Source organism: Streptomyces sp. NPDC012825 (assembly GCF_042900925.1).
In the GTDB taxonomy this organism is placed as follows: domain Bacteria; phylum Actinomycetota; class Actinomycetes; order Streptomycetales; family Streptomycetaceae; genus Streptomyces.
Genome location: NZ_JBIBBZ010000010.1, coordinates 139,016 through 154,171, shown reverse-complemented (window position 1 = coordinate 154,171; position 15,156 = coordinate 139,016). Strand labels below are relative to the sequence as shown.

Here is a 15,156-nt window from a genome sequence, read left to right as displayed (position 1 = left end):
GCCTCGTCCTCGTTCCCGTCCACGCGGCGCGATTACCCGCCCGGCTGATCCCTATGCGGCGGATCCCGGCCCACACCGCCGTCCGGGTGTGGCCGGACCGGGCAGGTGGGGCAGAATCGTCCGCGCACGCCCCTGCCGAGGGGCCAGCTTAGGCGCTGTTGAGGAGACGATGACCAGCAACGACAAGGCGGACCGGCCCGCCCGGCTGTCCGCAGCGCACCGTGTGGTCGACGGCGTCCGTGTCGCCACCCTGTCCGGCGAGATCGACTACGACGAGAAGGACGTCCTGCGCGAGGCCCTGCTGCCCGCCGGCGAGCCGGTGCTGCCGGTCGTGGCGGACATGAGCGGCGTGACCTTCCTGGACTCCAGCGGCATCAACACGCTCCTCGCCGTCCACCAGCAGGTGAGCGACGCCCGGGGCCGGCTGCGCATCGCCGCCCCCGCGGACAACGTCCGGCGCGTCCTGGCCCTGATCGGCGTGGACGCCGTCATTCCCTGCCACCCCACCGTCGAAGAGGCCCTGAACGCCTGACACGGACACGAGGGGGCGGGCGCGCCCCGGGCGGCCGCCCCGCGCCGTACGAGCGCCGCGCCCGGGCACCCGCGGAAAGCACCGGTCAGGGGGTGTCGCCGGTGTGGTAGAAGCGGCGGACGACACCCGGGCCGGGCTCGCGCGGCTCGCCGGGTCGCGGGTCGTACAGCGCCCGCCCGCCGGGCCACCTCGACAGCTCGGTGGCCAGGGCGACGCCGTCGTCGGCCTCCTCGGTCCGCCGGCCGTGGATGTCCAGCAGGAGGCCGTCCAGCGGGCCGCCGACCAGCTCGGCGTAGGTCCGCTCCGGTCTGGGGCCCGGGTCGGGGTCGTCGTGGTCGTGGCCGTAGACCCGGCCGCGCAGCAGCTGCTCGTCACCGTTCATGCCCGCCACCCTCCCAGGCGGCACCGACAACGGGACGGGAACCGCGGGACACCGGAGCCGGGGGCCGGGGGCCGGGGGCCGGGGCCGGGTCGAGGCCGGGGAGGAGCGAACCCGTCCGGAGGGTGCTCCCGGGGGAAACGGCCGGTGACGGACGCGCCGTACCGTTTGTCAGAGCGGCGTGCTTGGCTGGACACATGATCGAAGACTTCCTTGCGCACGTCCTCGCCGGCGGTACGACCGAGGTGGAGGAGGCGGTCCGCAAGGCCGCCGCCGCCGAGATCATGCCGCGCTTCCGGCAGCTCGCCGCCCACGAGATCGTCGAGAAGAACGGCCCGCACGATCTGGTCACCGTCGCCGACCGGGCCGCCGAGGCCCACCTCACCGCCTCCCTCACCGCGCTCCTGCCCGGCTCCGTGGTCGTCGGCGAGGAGGCCGTCCACGCCGACCCGGCGGTCTACGGCGCACTGGGCGGCGACGCGCCCGTGTGGATCGTCGACCCCGTCGACGGCACCCGCCAGTTCGTCCACGGCGACCCCGCCTTCTGCACCCTCGTCGCCCTCGCCCGGCACGGCGAGGTCCTCGCCTCCTGGACGTACGCGCCCGCCCTGGAGCAGATGGCCGTCGCGGTGCGCGGCCGCGGCGCCACACTGAACGGCGAGCCGCTGCGCGCCGGTTCGCCCGCGCCCGGCGAGGTCCTGGAGGTCGCCTCCTCGCACCCCGACTACACCACCCCGGAGCAGAAGCACGCCCTGCTCGGCCTGGACACCGACGGCGTCCGCCCCCGCCCCTGCGGCTCCGCCGGCCTCGAGTACCTCGCCGTGGCGCGCGGGGCGCTCTCCGGAGTCGCCTTCTCCTGGGAGTACGCGTGGGACCACGCGGCCGGACTCCTCCTGGTCGCCGAGGCGGGCGGCACGGACACCACGATCGCCGGGGAGCCGTTCCGCGTCGCCGGGGACAACGCGCTGCCGTTCACGGCGGCCCGGGACGCGGCGACCGCCGAGCGGATCCTGACCCTCCTCCGGGGACGGTGAGGCCGCCGTGCCCCGCCGCCTATCCTGAGAACCCGGCCACCGGCTGACGAAGGAGCCCGCAGGTGACGAACAGGACGCCGATGCTCGACGCCGCCGTCGTGGGGGCGGGCCCCAACGGACTGACCGCCGCCGTCGAACTGGCCCGCAGGGGCCTCTCCGTGGCCGTCTTCGAGGCGAAGTCCACCATCGGCGGCGGCGCCAGGACCGAGGAGCTCACCCTTCCCGGCTTCCGGCACGACCCCTGCTCCGCCGTGCACCCCCTCGGCGCCGGCTCGCCCGTCTTCAAGACCATGCCGCTCGACCGGTACGGCCTGGAATGGCTCCACCCCGAACTGCCCATGGCCCACCCCTGGGACGACGGCACCGCCGCCGTCCTCGCCCGCTCCGTCGCCGAGACCGCCGCCTCCTTCGGGCCGCGCGACGCCGGGGCGTACCGCAGGCTCGTCGCCCCCTTCCTCGGCAGGTGGGACACCCTGGCGGCGGACTTCATGCAGCTGCCGCTCACCGCGCTGCCACGCGACCCGGTCACCCTCGCCCGCTTCGGCCTCGCCGGCCTCCCGCCCTCCACCTGGCTGATGCGCCGCTTCCGCGACGAGAAGGCCCGCGCGCTCTTCGCCGGACTCGTCGGCCACGTCATGGCCCCGCTCGGCGGCCCCGCCACCGGCGCCGTCGGCCTCGTCTTCGCGCTCGCCGCCCACGCCGGCGGCTGGCCGCTGCCCCGGGGCGGCTCGCAGTCCATCTCCGACGCCCTCGCCGCGTACCTGAAGGACCTCGGCGGCGCCGTCCACACCGACTTCGAGGTCAAGCGCCTCGACGACCTGCCGCCGGCCCGCGCCTACGTCTTCGACACCTCGCCCACCGCCCTCGCCCGGATCGCCGGCCTCGGCGGCCACTACGACCGCTACGCGTACGGCGCCGCCGCCTTCAAGGTCGACTACGCGCTCGACGGACCCGTGCCGTGGACCGCCGAGGAGCCCCGGCGCGCCGGCACCGTCCAGATCGGTCCCACCGCCGGGGAGATCGGCACCGCCCTGGACCAGGCCTCCTCCGGCACCGCCCCCGACGTCCCCTTCCTCATCACCGCCCAGCCCAGCCTCGTCGACCCCTCCCGCGCGCCGGAGGGCAAGCACGTCTTCTGGGCGTACGGGCACGTGCCCAACGGCTGGCGCGGCGACCTCACCGGGGCGATCGAGCGCCAGATCGAGCGCTTCGCCCCCGGCTTCCGCGACCGCGTCCTGGCCCGCGCCACCGCCGGCCCGGCCGAACTCGTCGCGCACAACGCCAACTACGTCGGCGGCGACATCGCCTGCGGCGCCGCCCGCGGCCTCCAGCTCCTGCTGCGCCCCACCCTCTCGCCGCGCCCCTACGCCACACCGCACCCCGCGGTCTTCCTCTGCTCCTCCGCCACCCCGCCCGGCCCCGGCGTGCACGGCATGTCCGGCCACAACGCGGCGAAGGCGGTGTGGCGACGGCTGCGCGCCTCCGCCCGCGAAAATTAGACTGGCCCCCATGGCCAAGTACTTCGACGTGCACCCCGACAACCCGCAGCCGCGCACCATCTCCACGGTGGCCGACAGCATCCGGAACGGGGCGCTCGTCGCGTACCCGACGGACTCCTGCTACGCGCTCGGCACCCGCATGGGCAGCCGTGACGGCATCGGCCGCATCCGGGCGATCCGCGACCTCGACGACCGGCACCACTTCACCCTCATGTGCAGGGACTTCGCCCAGCTCGGGCAGCTCGTGCACATCGACAACGACGTCTTCCGCGCCGTCAAGGCGGCCACCCCCGGCCCGTACACCTTCATCCTGCCCGGCACCAAGGAGGTGCCGCGCCAGCTCCTCCACCCCAAGAAGAAGACGGTCGGCGTCCGCATCCCCGACCACGTCGCCACCCAGGCCCTCCTCGCCGAGCTCGGCGAGCCGCTGCTCTCCAGCACCCTGCTGCTGCCCGACGAGGACGAGCCGCTGACCCAGGGCTGGGAGATCAAGGAGCGGCTCGACCACCAGGTCGACGCGGTCCTCGACTCCGGCGACTGCGGCACCGAGCCCACCACCGTCGTCGACTTCTCCGGCGGCGAGCCCGAGATCGTCCGCCGGGGAGCGGGCGACACCACCCGCTTCGAGTAGGGGCCCACCGAACGGGGCCGGACGGCCATGTCGTTTTTCCGCCAGCCCCGGCGCCGTCCGCCCCCGACCATGGACCCATGCACACCGACACCGAGCGCTGCGTGCGGGCCGTCCGGTCGAAGGACGCCCGCTTCGACGGCGTGTTCTTCACCGCGGTCCGCACCACCCGGATCTACTGCCGGCCCAGCTGCCCGGTCGTCCCGCCCAAGCCCGAGAACATGGAGTTCCACCCCAGCGCCGCCTCCTGCCAGCGCGCCGGTTTCCGGGCCTGCAAGCGGTGCCGGCCCGACACCAGCCCCGGCTCGCCCCAGTGGAACGTCCGGGCCGACGCCGTCGCCCGCGCGATGCGGCTCATCCAGGACGGCGTCGTCGACCGCGAGGGCGTCCCCGGGCTCGCCCGGCGGCTCGGCTGGTCCACCCGCCAGATCGAACGCCAGCTCCTCGCCGAACTCGGCGCCGGACCCCTCGCCCTGGCCCGCGCCCAGCGCGCCCAGACCGCCCGGGTCCTCATCGAGACGACCCCCATGCCGCTCGGGGAGGTCGCCTTCGCCGCCGGGTTCTCCTCCATCCGCACCTTCAACGAGACCGTCCGCGAGGTCTTCGCCCTCGCCCCCGGCGAGCTGCGCGCCCGCGCCGCCCGCCCGGCCGCCGGGCGGGCCCCCGCCTCCGGCGCGATCACCCTCCGGCTGCCGTTCCGCGCCCCCCTCGAACCCTCCAACCTCTTCGGCCACCTCGCCGCCACCGCCGTCCCCGGCGTCGAGGAGTGGCGGGACGGCGCCTACCGCCGGACCCTGAACCTCCCGTACGGGCACGGCGTCGTCGCCCTCGCCCCGCGCGCCGACCACATCGCCTGCCGGCTCTCCCTCACCGACCCGCGCGACCTCACCGGCGCGATCAGCCGCTGCCGCCGGCTCCTCGACCTCGACGCCGACCCCGTCGCCGTCGACGAACGGCTGCGCGCCGACCCGCTGCTCGCCCCGCTCGTCGACGCGGCCCCCGGCCGCCGGGTGCCCGGCTCCGCCGACCCCGCCGAGTTCGCCGTACGGGCCGTCCTCGGCCAGCAGGTCTCCACCGCCGCCGCCCGCACCCACGCCGCCCGGCTCGTCGCCGCCCACGGCACCCCGGTCGACGACCCCGAGGGCGGCCTCACCCACCTCTTCCCGGAGCCCGGGGCGCTCGCCGCCCTCGACCCCGAGACCCTGGCCCTGCCCCGCAGCCGCCGCACCACCCTCCTCACCCTGGTCCGGGCCCTCGCCGACGGCTCGCTGCCCCTCGACCCCGCCGACGACCGCGAGGAGGTCCGCGCCCGGCTGCTCGCCCTGCCCGGCTTCGGCCCCTGGACCACCGGGATCATCGCCATGCGGGCCCTCGGCGACCCCGACGCCTTCCTCCCCGGCGACCTCGGCGTCCGCCGCGCCGCCGAAGGCCTCGGCCTGCCCTCCACCCCGGCCGCGCTGACCGCCCGCGCCGCGCACTGGCGCCCCTGGCGCGCCTACGCCGTCCAGTACCTCTGGGCGACCGACTCCCACCCGATCAACCACCTGCCCTCCTGAGGAAGGTCACCCCGTGCCCACCGTCCGGCACACCGTCGTCGACAGCCCGTACGAGCCGCTGACCCTCGTCGCCGTCGACGGCGTCCTCAGCCGTATCCACATGACCGGCCAGCGCCACCGCCCGCCCGAGGAGACCTTCGGCGCACCCGACCCGCGCCCCTTCGGAGAGGCGATCCGCCAGCTCGACGCCTACTTCGCCGGCGAACTCACCGCGTTCGACCTGCCCCTGCACCTGGTCGGCACCCCCTTCCAGCTGCGCGTCTGGGAGCGGCTGAGCCTCATCCCGTACGGGGAGACCCGGACGTACGGCGAACTCGCCGAGGAGCTGGGGAGCCCCGGCGCCTCCCGCGCCGTCGGCCTCGCCAACGGCAAGAACCCCGTCAGCATCGTCGTCCCCTGCCACCGGGTGATCGGCACCGGCGGCGGCCTCACCGGCTACGGCGGCGGCCTCGACCGCAAGCAGCGGCTCCTGGCCTTCGAGTCGGGCCAGGCGGGACCCGACCTCCTTTTCTGAACCCGGCGCCCCCTCCCGACCGGGGTGCTAGGTTCCCGGCATGGCCAAGGTGAACATCGCGCTCGACGCCGAACTCGTCGTGGAAGTCATGGTCCTGGCGGGCGTCGACAACCCCCAGGACGCCGTCGAGGCGGTCGTCCGCGACTACATCGCCCGCGGCCACCGCACCGAGGCCCGGACCGCCGGCCGCGACGAACCGGTGCGCACCGGCGAGATCGTCCCGCCGGAACCCCAGCAGGGCTGAGCCCACCGGGCCGCTCCCGCCCGGTTCCGTACGCGTACGACCCCGCTACGGTGCGGAATATCCGCATATCAGGCGGTGGTGCGCCATATCAGGGGGTGGCACGCCGTCCGGCGGTCCGGATAGGGTCGGCGTCGGCGCGACTGCACGTTCGAAAGCAAGGGATGCAAGGTGACGGACGGAGCAGCAACGGTCGCTCGTGTGCTCGTGGCGGCCGACAAGTTCAAGGGTTCGCTCACGGCCGTGGAGGTCGCGCAGCGGGTCACGGCAGGTCTGCGACGGGTCGTCCCCGATCTCCAGGTGGAGACGCTGCCGGTCGCGGACGGCGGCGACGGCACCGTCGCGGCGGCCGTCGCGGCCGGATTCGAGCGCCACGAGGTGACGGTGACGGGACCGGTCGGCGAACCGGTCACCGCCGCGTTCGCGCTGCGCGGCGCCACCGCGGTCGTCGAGATGGCGGAGGCCTCCGGCCTCCAGCTCCTCCCCGCCGGCGTGTTCGCCCCGCTCACCGCGACCACGTACGGCTCCGGCGAGCTGCTCCGCGCCGCCCTGGACGCCGGTGCGACCACCGTCGTCTTCGGCGTCGGCGGCAGCGCCACCACCGACGGCGGCGCCGGCATGCTCGCCGCGCTCGGCGCCCGCTTCCTCGACGCGGCCGGCGAGCCCGTCGGCCCCGGCGGCGCGGCCCTCGCGGACCTGGCCACGGCCGACCTCACCGGCCTCGACCCCCGCTTCGCCGAGGTCGACCTGATCCTCGCGAGCGACGTCGACAACCCGCTCACCGGCCCCAAGGGCGCCCCCGCCGTCTACGGCCCGCAGAAGGGCGCCACCCCGGACGACGTCCGGACCCTCGACGCGGCCCTCGCCCACTTCGCCACCGTCCTGGAGAAGGCCGTCGGCCCCAAGGCGGCCGAGGCCGCCCTCGCGCCCGGCGCGGGCGGCGCGGGCGGCATCGGTTACGGCGCCCTCATCCTGGGCGCGAGCTTCCGCCCCGGCATCGAGCTGATGCTGGAGGTCCTCGGCTTCGCCCCCGCCCTGGAGCGCGCCACCCTCGTCGTCACCGGCGAGGGCTCCCTCGACGAGCAGACCCTCCACGGCAAGGCCCCGGCGGGCGTCGCCGCCGCGGCCCGCGCGGCCGGCAAGGAGGTCGTCGCGGTCTGCGGCCGCCTCGCCCTCCCCGCCGAGGCCCTGGGGAAGGCCGGCATCCGCCGCGCCTACCCCCTCGCCGACCTGGAGCCGGACCCCGCGAAGTCCATGGCGAACGCGGGCCCGCTCCTGGAGGAAGCGGCGGCGAACATCGCCCGGGACTTCCTGGGCTGACCCCGGGGCCGGAGGAACCGGAACGGGGCGGGGCGGGGCGGGCGCCGGGGTCCGCCGGACCGGACCGTCGGCCGGGGTTCACCGGCCAGGCCCGTCGGCCGGGATCCGCCGGACCGGCCCGTCAGGCAGGATCCGCCGTTCCGGTCCGTCGGCCCGGCCCGTCAGCCGGGATTTGTCGGCCCGGCCCACCGGCCGGGACCCGTCGGACCGGCCCGCCGGCCAGGGAGAGGTACGGCCCCGGTCACCCCGGACCCGTCAGCCGGAACGCGTCCAGTGCCAGCGTCATCTCCGTGAGGTCCCGCGGGCGGGAGAGCGACCGCGACGTCAGCTGTTCGAGCCGCCGCAACCGGTTGAAGACCGTGTTGCGGTGGCAGTACAGGCGCCCGGCCGCCCGCCCCGCCGACCCCTCGCACTCCAGCCACGCGTCCAGCGTCTCCAGGAGCACCGCCCGGTCCGCCGGATCCAGCTCCAGGAGACCGCCCAGGACGTCCGAGACCAGCAGGCTCGCCATCTCCGGCTGGCCCACCACCAGCGCGCCCGTCATCCGCCGGTCGAGGCGCACGATCCGCCGGCTGCCCGGCGGACACGTGCGCAGCGCCAGCTCCGCGAGGCGGCGCGCCCGGCCCAGCTCGGTCAGGCCCACCACCACCGGACTGATCCCGCCCGGCCCCGGACACCGCCCGTCGAGCAGCTCCGACAGCGCGTCCAGACCGGTGTCACCGGCGAGCGCCGCCACCCCCAGCTCGCAGTCCGCGCCCATCCGCCACAGGAACCGCACCCCCTCGCCCTGCACCTGCCGGTGGAACGCCTCCCGCTCCTCCCGCCGGTCGTAGCGCAGCACCACCACCGCGTAACGCCCCTGCTCCGGCAGGTCCAGGCCCGCCGCCGCCCGCGCCACCAGCTCGGGGGAGCGCTGCCCCTGGAGCAGCGCGTCCAGGAGCGCCTGCAACTGCTCGTCCGTACGGCTGCGCAGCTCCAGCTCCGTCTCCCGGTACGCCTCCGACGCCGTGTCCGCCTGCGCGTCCACCGCCGACCACACCGTCGTCGCCGACTGCATCAGGGCCGCGAGCCGCGCCGCGTCCGACCCCGCGCCCTCGATCAGCGCGTCCCACACCAGGTGCCCGGCGTGCCGGTAGGCGTGCACGACCAGTTCGAGCGGCATGCCCTGCGCGGCCCGCCGCCGGCCCATCCCGTCGGCGTGCTCCAGGTCCCGCCGGGGCGAGTTCCGGGGCGCCGAGATCATCTCGATCCCGATCCGCATCGCCTCGTGGGCCTCCTGCCAGTGCTGGTCGTACGGCAGGATCCGCCCGTAGGCGGGCTCGTACGCGTGGAGTTCCCTCAGATGCTCGTCCACCAGCTCCGGCACCCGCTCCAGAAGCTCCGTGCACGCCCGCGCGAGCACCTTCCAGTCGTCACCGGTCCGCCGTCTGCGCCGTCCCATGCCGGGAGGATCTCCCGGCCCGGCCCCCTGCGCACACCCCCTGACGCGCACTGTTGTGCCCGTGCACAGCCCTCCGCCGCGCCCGCTGGGCACCGGCAGCGATTCGGCCGCCGGGCGTGGACGCGCGGTCCGCCGCGGTGCTGGGGTGAGCGCCACCGAACGGCCGGGCCGACGTGGGCGGCCCGGGAAAGGGGAGCCATGGGAGGTACCGCACCCGCCCTGGAGGTCACGGACCTGACGGCGGGATACGGACCGGTGCGCGCGCTGCGACGGGTGTCGCTGACCGTGCCCGCGGGCGCCGTCGTCACCGTCCTCGGCGGCAACGGGGCCGGCAAGTCCACCCTGCTGCGGGCCGTCTCGCGCACCCTGCGGTTCCACGGCGGCGCCGTGGTCTCCGGCACGGTGCGCCGCGACGGCCGGCCGCTCGACGGACTGCCGCCCGACCGGGTCGTCGCCGCCGGCGTCTCCCAGGTGCCCGAGGGCCGCCAGGTCTTCGCCCGGATGACGGTCGAGGACAACCTGCGGGCCGGCGCGCTCGGCCGGCGCGGCGGCCGGGCCTCCCGGGCCGCCGCCCTCCGCCGGGTCCACGAGCTCTTCCCGGTCCTCGCCGAGCGCGCCCGCCAGCCGGCCGGACTGCTCTCCGGCGGCGAGCAGCAGATGCTCGCCGTCGGGCGCGCCCTGATGGCCGCGCCGGGCCTGCTCCTCCTGGACGAGCCCTCCCTCGGCCTCGCCCCGCTGATGGCGGCCCGGATCGCGGACGCCGTCCGCGAGATCAACACCCAGGGGACGGCGGTGCTCCTGGTCGAGCAGAACGCGGCGCTCGCGCTGCGGCTCGCCTCCCTCGCGTACGTCCTGGAGGTCGGCGAGGTCACCCTCTCCGGCCCCGCCGCCGAACTCGCCGCCTCCGACGAGGTGCGCCGCCGCTACCTGGGTGTGGTCGACGAGGACGCCGCCGCCGACGCGGCCCGCGCCGCCACCGCCCACCCGGTCCTGGCCCGCTGGGAGGAGCCCCGATGAGACCGCAGCCACCGCAGCCCCCACCGGCGGGACCCGGCCCGGAATCCACCCCGGCCCCCGGCGCCGCGCCCGACGCATCCGCGCCCGACGCGCCCGCCTCCAAAGCCCCCGACCCCGACGTCCCCGCCCTCCACGTCCGCGACCTGACCGTCCGGTTCGCCGGGCTCACCGCCCTCGACGCCGTCGGCTTCACCGTCCGGCCCGGCACCGTCCACGCCCTCATCGGCCCCAACGGCGCCGGCAAGTCCACCTGCTTCAACGTCCTCTCCGGCGTCTACCGCGCCACCTCCGGCTCCGTCCGCCTCGGGGAGCGCGAACTGACCGGCCTGCCCCCGCACCGGATCGCGGACCTCGGCGTCGGCCGGATCTTCCAGAACCTGGCCCTGCCGCCCCGCGCCACCGTCGAGGACAGCCTGATGCTCGGCCGCCACCGGCTCACCCGCACCGGCTTCCTCGCCGCCGGGCTCCGGCTCCCCTCCGCCGCCCGCGAGGAGGCCCGGCACCGGGCCAGGGTCCGGGAGATCGCCGCCTTCGTCGGCCTGGAACGGCAGCTCGACCGGCCCGCCGGCTCCCTCCCGTACGGACAGCAGAAGCTCGCCGAACTCGCCCGAGCCCTCTGCACGGAGCCCACGCTCCTGCTCCTCGACGAGCCCGTCGCCGGGATGACCGCCGACGAGCGGCGCCGCACCGCCTCCGTCATCGCCGGGGTCCGCGACGGCCTCGGCATCTCGGTCCTGCTCGTCGAGCACGACATGGGCCTGGTGATGCGGCTCGCCGACTCCGTCACCGTCCTCGACTTCGGCCGCCGGATCGCCGACGGGGCACCCGCCGACGTGCAGAACGACCCGGCGGTCGTCCGCGCCTACCTCGGAGAGGAGTCCGCCGCGTGAGCACCTTCGCCGAGTTCCTGATCAACGGCGTCTCGCTGGGCTCGATCTACGCCCTCATCGCCCTCGGCTTCGTCGTCATCTTCCGCGCCACGGAGGTCGTCAACTTCGCCCACGCCTCCCTCCTCCTGGCCGGCGGCTACGTCACCGCCGTCCTCCACGACGACATCGGCTTCTGGCCCGCCCTGCTCGCCGGGATCGCGGGCGCGGCGGTGGTCGGCGCGGCCGTCGAGTTCCTCGTCATGCGCCGCCACCGGGGCTCCGACCACAGCGTCCTCGCCATCGTCACCATCGGCGTCGACATCCTGCTCGCCACCGAGCTGACCCGCCGGATCGGCACCGACATCCTCGCCCTCGGGGACCCCTGGGGCGACGCCGTCGTCACCGCGGGACCGGTCACGATCGCCCAGACCCGGATCGCCGCCCTCCTCGCGGCGGCCCTCCTCATCACCGCCTTCCTGCTCGCCTTCCGGTACACCTCCTGGGGCGTCGCCATGCGGGCCGCCGCCGAGAACCAGGAGACCGCCGCCCTCATGGGCATCCGGCTCGGCCGGGTCTCGCTCGGCGCCTGGGCGGTCGCGGGCGGCCTCGCCGCCGTCGCCGCGCTCTTCCTCACCGTCTTCCCGACCCCCGGCCTGGAACGGGCCACCTCGCTCGCCGCCCTCAAGGCCTTCCCGGCCGCGATCCTCGGCGGCCTCGACTCGACCACGGGCGCCCTCGTCGGCGGCCTCCTCGTCGGCGTCACCGAGTCCCTCGCCACCGGCTACCAGGGCGACCTGGCGTTCCTCGGCCGGGGGATCGGCGACCTCGCCCCGTACCTCGTCATGGTCGCGGTGCTCCTGATCCGCCCGTCCGGCCTCTTCGGCACGAAGGAACTCGCCCGTGTCTGAACTCCCCGGCCTCCGGGCCCGCCCCGCGGTGTACGCGGGGACCGCCGCCGGCCTCGTCCTGCTCGCCCTGCCCTTCTACCTGGACCGCTTCTGGCTCCAGGCCGGCCTGTTCGCCATGGCCGCCGCCCTCGGCGCCCTCGGCATCAACCTGCTGACCGGCGCCACCGGCCAGCTCTCCATGGGACACGCCTTCTTCCTCGCCGTCGGCGCCTACGGCTACTGCGCCCTCGCCGGGGACGGCGCCGACGGCCTCGCCGGTCTCGGCCTGCCCGGCTGGCTCGCCGCCGTCCTCGCGGTGGCCCTCGCGGGCCTGGCCGGCGGAGTGTTCAGCCCCATCGCGGGACGGCTGCACGGCGCGTACCTCGGCATCGCCACCCTCGCGCTGATCTTCATCGGCCAGCACGTCCTCTTCAACGCCCACGACCTCACCGGCGGCTACAACGGCCGCGCCGTCCCCCCGCTCTCCCTCCTCGGCCTGACCTTCGACGACACCGAACTGCTCGTCGCCCAGGTCCCCTTCGGGGCCGTCGAGAAGCTCTGGTACCTCGGGCTCGCGCTGCTCCTCGGCGGGGTGCTCTTCGCCAGGGGAGTCCTCCGGGGCCGCCCCGGACGCGCCATGAACGCCATCCGCGACCACCGGATCGCCGCCGGCGTCATGGGCGTCCCGGTGGCCCGCCACCGCGCCGCCGTCTTCGTCCTGTCCTCCATGTACGCGGGCCTGGCCGGCGTCCTGCTCGCCCTGGTCTTCCAGCGGACCGTCCCCGAGTACTTCGGCATGGCGCTCTCCCTGGAGTACCTGGCCATGATCGTCATCGGCGGCCTCGGCTCGGTCGCCGGAGCGGTCGCCGGAGCCGTCTTCGTCTCCCTCCTGCCCCAGCTCCTCACCCGCTACAGCGACGCCCTGCCCCTGGTCTCCGCTCCCGGGACGGGCGGGATCGCGCCGGGGGAGGCCGCCCGCTACCTGTACGGCGCCGCCGTCGTCGCGGTGGTCCTGTTCCTGCCCGGCGGCCTGGCCCGCCTCGCCGCCCGGACGCCCGCGGGCGCCACGGCCTCCGCGAGCCCCACGACCTCCACGACCCCCACGTCCACCGAACCCCCAGGGGAGACACGATGAACCACAGACGACAGGCCGTGCGGGGCCTGGCCGCCGCGCTCGCCGCACTGGTCGCCCTCACCGCCGCCGGATGCAGCTCCAAGGCGAAGACCGGCGACGGGAAGCAGACCGGCGCGGGCGGGGTGAAGACCGGAAAGGGCGTCACCGACGAGACGATCGCGCTCGGCGCGCTCACCGACATGACCGGTGTGTACGCCACCCTCGGCAAGAGCGTCACCCAGGCCCAGCAGCTGTACGTGAAGCAGGTCAACGCCGCCGGCGGGATCTGCGGCCGGCAGCTGGAGCTCACGGTCCGCGACCACGGCTACGACCCGCAGAAGGCGCTCGCCGCCTACACCGAGCTGGAGCCCGCGGTCGTCGGCTACGCCCAGTTCATCGGCTCCCCGTTCGTCGCCGCCGTCAAGCAGCGCGTCGACACCCGGGACAAGGGCCTCGTCCTCCCGCAGGCCTGGTCTGCCTCGCTGCTCGGCTCCCCGTACATCCGCGTCCTGGGCTCCACGTACGACGTCGAGACGATCAACGCCGTCGACTTCCTCCTCACCGAGAAGGGGCTCAGGGCCGGCGACAGGCTCGGCCACGTCTACTTCGAGGGCGACTACGGCGAGAACGCCCTCAAGGGCTCGAAGTACGCGGCGGAGAAGGCCGGCCTGACCGTCGTCGAGCAGAAGATCAAGCCCACCGACAACGACATGTCCGCGCAGGTCGCCGCGCTCAAGCAGGCCGGGGTCAAGGCCGTCGTGATCAGCGCGGGCCCCCGCCAGGCCGCCTCCCTCGTCGGCGTCGCCGCCGCCACCGGCCTGAAGGTCCCGGTCGTCGGCAACAACTCGGCCTTCGCCCCGCAGCTCCTCGGCACCCAGGCCGGACCCGCCCTGGAGAAGATGTACTGGTTCGCCTCCCCGAGCCTCCCCGTCGGCGCGGACACCCCCGTCGCGAAGAAGCTGGTGGCGGACTACCGGGCCGCCCACCCGGGCGAGGCCCTCGACAACGGCGTCGTCGCCGGCTGGACCGCCGCGAGCGTCTTCGGCGAGGCCCTGAAGAAGGCCTGCGCCGCCAAGGACCTCACCCGCGAGGGCGTCGGAAAGGCCCTGCTCACCCTGACCGCCCACGACGCGGGCTTCGGCATGACCCACGACCTCGGCGATCCGGAGGCGCCCTCGTCCCGCGAGTCCGTCATCGTCCAGCCCGACAAGTCCGTGCCCGGCGGCATGCGCACGGTCCGGCAGCCCTTCGTCTCGGACGCGGCGAAGGCCTACACCCCGTAGGGGCGTCAGCCCCGGTCCGCGAAGCCCGTCCGCCAGGACGGGCGGGCCGGGGCCCAGCCGAGCGCACGGGCCCGGCCGTTCACCGCGCCCCGGGCCCACGGCGCCCGCCCCTCCGTCCGGCCGGGCGCCGGGACGCCCAGGGCCGTCGCCAGGACCGGCAGCCAGACATGGCCGGGCGCGGGCTCGTCGTCCACCACGTTGTACGCGCCCGGGGGCCACTCCAGGGCCCGTACGGCCGCCTCGGCGGCGTCCCCGACGTGCACGAAGGAGCTGACCGAACCGTCGGCCGCCGTGCTGCCCAGGAACCGCGCCCCCGGGTCCCCGGCGAGCGCGGCGGCGACGGCGCCGCCCGGCGCGTACCAGGTGCCGGGCCCGTAGAGGATCCCGTACCGCAGGACCACCGCCTCCGGCAGCCCGGCCACCGCCGTCTCCAGGGCGCGCACCCCGGCGACGACCCGGGCCCGGGGGAGCTCCTCCGTCGGGTCGAGCGGCACGGACTCGTCGGCGGGCGCGTCCCCGGGCGCGTACGCCCAGGAGATCGACTGCGCCACGATCCGCCCGACCCCGGCGTCCCGCGCCGCGTCCACCAGGTTCCGGGTCCCCTCGACCCGGACCAGGTTGTTCGCGGCCCCGTCCGCCCCGCCCAGGTCGGTGAGCTGGTGCACCACCGCGTCCGGCGCGATCGCGGCCACCGCCCGCCGCACCGCCTCCGCGTCCAGCACGTCCACCGGGCGCGGACCGCGCCGGGAGATTCCCACGACCTCGTGGCCCGCCGCCTCCAGGCGCGGCACGAGCTGACGACCCACGGCGCCCGTGGCGCCCGCGACCAGTACACGCATGGG

The 15,156-nt window shown here is 75.7% G+C and carries 16 protein-coding genes; 13 read left to right on the top strand and 3 right to left on the bottom strand.

Going from position 1 to position 15,156, the window contains the following annotated elements; translation table 11 throughout:
• The first annotated feature begins 169 nt into the window (after positions 1-169).
• The gene (locus tag ACFY7E_RS21680; RefSeq protein WP_383441166.1) at positions 170-532 is read left to right on the top strand and encodes an STAS domain-containing protein; all 363 of its coding nucleotides are present in this window, start codon (positions 170-172) and stop codon (positions 530-532) included.
• Positions 533-617: 85 nt separating this feature from the next.
• Here ACFY7E_RS21680 and ACFY7E_RS21675 read toward each other — a convergent pair whose 3' ends face one another.
• Positions 618-914 (bottom strand): hypothetical protein, encoded by a 297-nt coding sequence (locus ACFY7E_RS21675; protein WP_389487165.1) that lies wholly within the window; start codon positions 912-914, stop codon positions 618-620.
• A 194-nt stretch (positions 915-1,108) separates the two neighbouring features.
• Between ACFY7E_RS21675 and ACFY7E_RS21670 the strand changes: the two genes are divergently transcribed.
• The 7 genes from ACFY7E_RS21670 (at position 1,109) to ACFY7E_RS21640 (ending at position 7,703) form a co-directional block, all read left to right on the top strand.
• Positions 1,109-1,945 carry an inositol monophosphatase family protein gene (locus ACFY7E_RS21670; RefSeq protein ID WP_389487163.1) on the top strand — a complete coding sequence of 279 codons (837 nt, stop codon included), beginning with the start codon at positions 1,109-1,111 and terminating at the stop codon, positions 1,943-1,945.
• A gap of 80 nt (positions 1,946-2,025) precedes the next feature.
• Positions 2,026-3,444: a phytoene desaturase family protein gene (locus ACFY7E_RS21665; RefSeq protein ID WP_389487334.1), complete on the top strand. Its 1,419-nt coding sequence runs from the start codon at positions 2,026-2,028 to the stop codon at positions 3,442-3,444.
• Between the two features lie 10 nt (positions 3,445-3,454).
• Positions 3,455-4,075, top strand: a complete 621-nt coding sequence (locus tag ACFY7E_RS21660) for an L-threonylcarbamoyladenylate synthase (protein WP_389487161.1) — start codon at positions 3,455-3,457, stop codon at positions 4,073-4,075.
• A gap of 77 nt (positions 4,076-4,152) precedes the next feature.
• Complete coding sequence (locus ACFY7E_RS21655; RefSeq protein ID WP_389487159.1) at positions 4,153-5,628, top strand: AlkA N-terminal domain-containing protein; 1,476 nt, start codon at positions 4,153-4,155, stop codon at positions 5,626-5,628.
• A gap of 13 nt (positions 5,629-5,641) precedes the next feature.
• Positions 5,642-6,142: a methylated-DNA--[protein]-cysteine S-methyltransferase gene (locus ACFY7E_RS21650; protein ID WP_389487157.1), complete on the top strand. Its 501-nt coding sequence runs from the start codon at positions 5,642-5,644 to the stop codon at positions 6,140-6,142.
• Positions 6,143-6,182: 40 nt separating this feature from the next.
• Complete coding sequence (locus tag ACFY7E_RS21645) at positions 6,183-6,386, top strand: type II toxin-antitoxin system VapB family antitoxin (protein ID WP_389487155.1); 204 nt, start codon at positions 6,183-6,185, stop codon at positions 6,384-6,386.
• Between the two features lie 168 nt (positions 6,387-6,554).
• Entirely contained in the window at positions 6,555-7,703 is a 1,149-nt protein-coding gene (locus ACFY7E_RS21640; protein ID WP_389487153.1) for a glycerate kinase, read from the top strand.
• Positions 7,704-7,944: 241 nt separating this feature from the next.
• On the opposite strand, the gene ACFY7E_RS21635 is transcribed toward ACFY7E_RS21640, so the two are convergent.
• Entirely contained in the window at positions 7,945-9,144 is a 1,200-nt protein-coding gene (locus ACFY7E_RS21635; protein WP_389487151.1) for a PucR family transcriptional regulator, read from the bottom strand.
• A gap of 198 nt (positions 9,145-9,342) precedes the next feature.
• Here ACFY7E_RS21635 and ACFY7E_RS21630 point away from each other — a divergent pair, with 198 nt between their 5' ends.
• Genes ACFY7E_RS21630 through ACFY7E_RS21610 form a run of 5 tightly spaced genes read left to right on the top strand, consistent with a single transcriptional unit; the run spans position 9,343 to position 14,314 of the window.
• Entirely contained in the window at positions 9,343-10,161 is an 819-nt protein-coding gene (locus tag ACFY7E_RS21630) for an ABC transporter ATP-binding protein (RefSeq protein WP_389487149.1), read from the top strand.
• Positions 10,158-11,051: an ABC transporter ATP-binding protein gene (locus tag ACFY7E_RS21625; RefSeq protein ID WP_389487147.1), complete on the top strand. Its 894-nt coding sequence runs from the start codon at positions 10,158-10,160 to the stop codon at positions 11,049-11,051. Before ACFY7E_RS21630 ends, ACFY7E_RS21625 begins: the two co-directional genes overlap by 4 nt.
• Positions 11,048-11,938, top strand: a complete 891-nt coding sequence (locus ACFY7E_RS21620) for a branched-chain amino acid ABC transporter permease (RefSeq protein WP_383441144.1) — start codon at positions 11,048-11,050, stop codon at positions 11,936-11,938. Before ACFY7E_RS21625 ends, ACFY7E_RS21620 begins: the two co-directional genes overlap by 4 nt.
• A complete protein-coding gene (locus tag ACFY7E_RS21615) occupies positions 11,931-13,052 on the top strand; it encodes a branched-chain amino acid ABC transporter permease (RefSeq protein WP_389487145.1) in 1,122 nt (373 codons plus the stop codon). Before ACFY7E_RS21620 ends, ACFY7E_RS21615 begins: the two co-directional genes overlap by 8 nt.
• Positions 13,049-14,314, top strand: a complete 1,266-nt coding sequence (locus tag ACFY7E_RS21610; RefSeq protein ID WP_389487144.1) for an ABC transporter substrate-binding protein — start codon at positions 13,049-13,051, stop codon at positions 14,312-14,314. The genes ACFY7E_RS21615 and ACFY7E_RS21610 overlap by 4 nt, the downstream gene beginning before the upstream one ends.
• Before the next feature lie 5 nt (positions 14,315-14,319).
• Here the strand turns inward: ACFY7E_RS21610 and ACFY7E_RS21605 are convergent, their stop codons facing one another.
• A complete protein-coding gene (locus ACFY7E_RS21605) occupies positions 14,320-15,153 on the bottom strand; it encodes an NAD-dependent epimerase/dehydratase family protein (protein ID WP_389487142.1) in 834 nt (277 codons plus the stop codon).
• Positions 15,154-15,156 lie beyond the last annotated feature (3 nt).

Excerpts from the sequence above, each read along its gene's own strand:
- ACFY7E_RS21680 (WP_383441166.1), top strand. The coding sequence starts at position 170 with ATGACCAGCAACGACAAGGCGGACCGGCCCGCCCGGCTGTCCGCAGCG.
- ACFY7E_RS21675 (WP_389487165.1), bottom strand. The coding sequence starts at position 914 with ATGAACGGTGACGAGCAGCTGCTGCGCGGCCGGGTCTACGGCCACGAC.
- ACFY7E_RS21670 (WP_389487163.1), top strand. The coding sequence starts at position 1,109 with ATGATCGAAGACTTCCTTGCGCACGTCCTCGCCGGCGGTACGACCGAG.
- ACFY7E_RS21665 (WP_389487334.1), top strand. The coding sequence starts at position 2,026 with ATGCTCGACGCCGCCGTCGTGGGGGCGGGCCCCAACGGACTGACCGCC.
- ACFY7E_RS21660 (WP_389487161.1), top strand. The coding sequence starts at position 3,455 with ATGGCCAAGTACTTCGACGTGCACCCCGACAACCCGCAGCCGCGCACC.
- ACFY7E_RS21655 (WP_389487159.1), top strand. The coding sequence starts at position 4,153 with ATGCACACCGACACCGAGCGCTGCGTGCGGGCCGTCCGGTCGAAGGAC.
- ACFY7E_RS21645 (WP_389487155.1), top strand. The coding sequence starts at position 6,183 with ATGGCCAAGGTGAACATCGCGCTCGACGCCGAACTCGTCGTGGAAGTC.
- ACFY7E_RS21635 (WP_389487151.1), bottom strand. The coding sequence starts at position 9,144 with ATGGGACGGCGCAGACGGCGGACCGGTGACGACTGGAAGGTGCTCGCG.
- ACFY7E_RS21630 (WP_389487149.1), top strand. The coding sequence starts at position 9,343 with ATGGGAGGTACCGCACCCGCCCTGGAGGTCACGGACCTGACGGCGGGA.
- ACFY7E_RS21625 (WP_389487147.1), top strand. The coding sequence starts at position 10,158 with ATGAGACCGCAGCCACCGCAGCCCCCACCGGCGGGACCCGGCCCGGAA.
- ACFY7E_RS21610 (WP_389487144.1), top strand. The coding sequence starts at position 13,049 with ATGAACCACAGACGACAGGCCGTGCGGGGCCTGGCCGCCGCGCTCGCC.
- ACFY7E_RS21605 (WP_389487142.1), bottom strand. The coding sequence starts at position 15,153 with ATGCGTGTACTGGTCGCGGGCGCCACGGGCGCCGTGGGTCGTCAGCTC.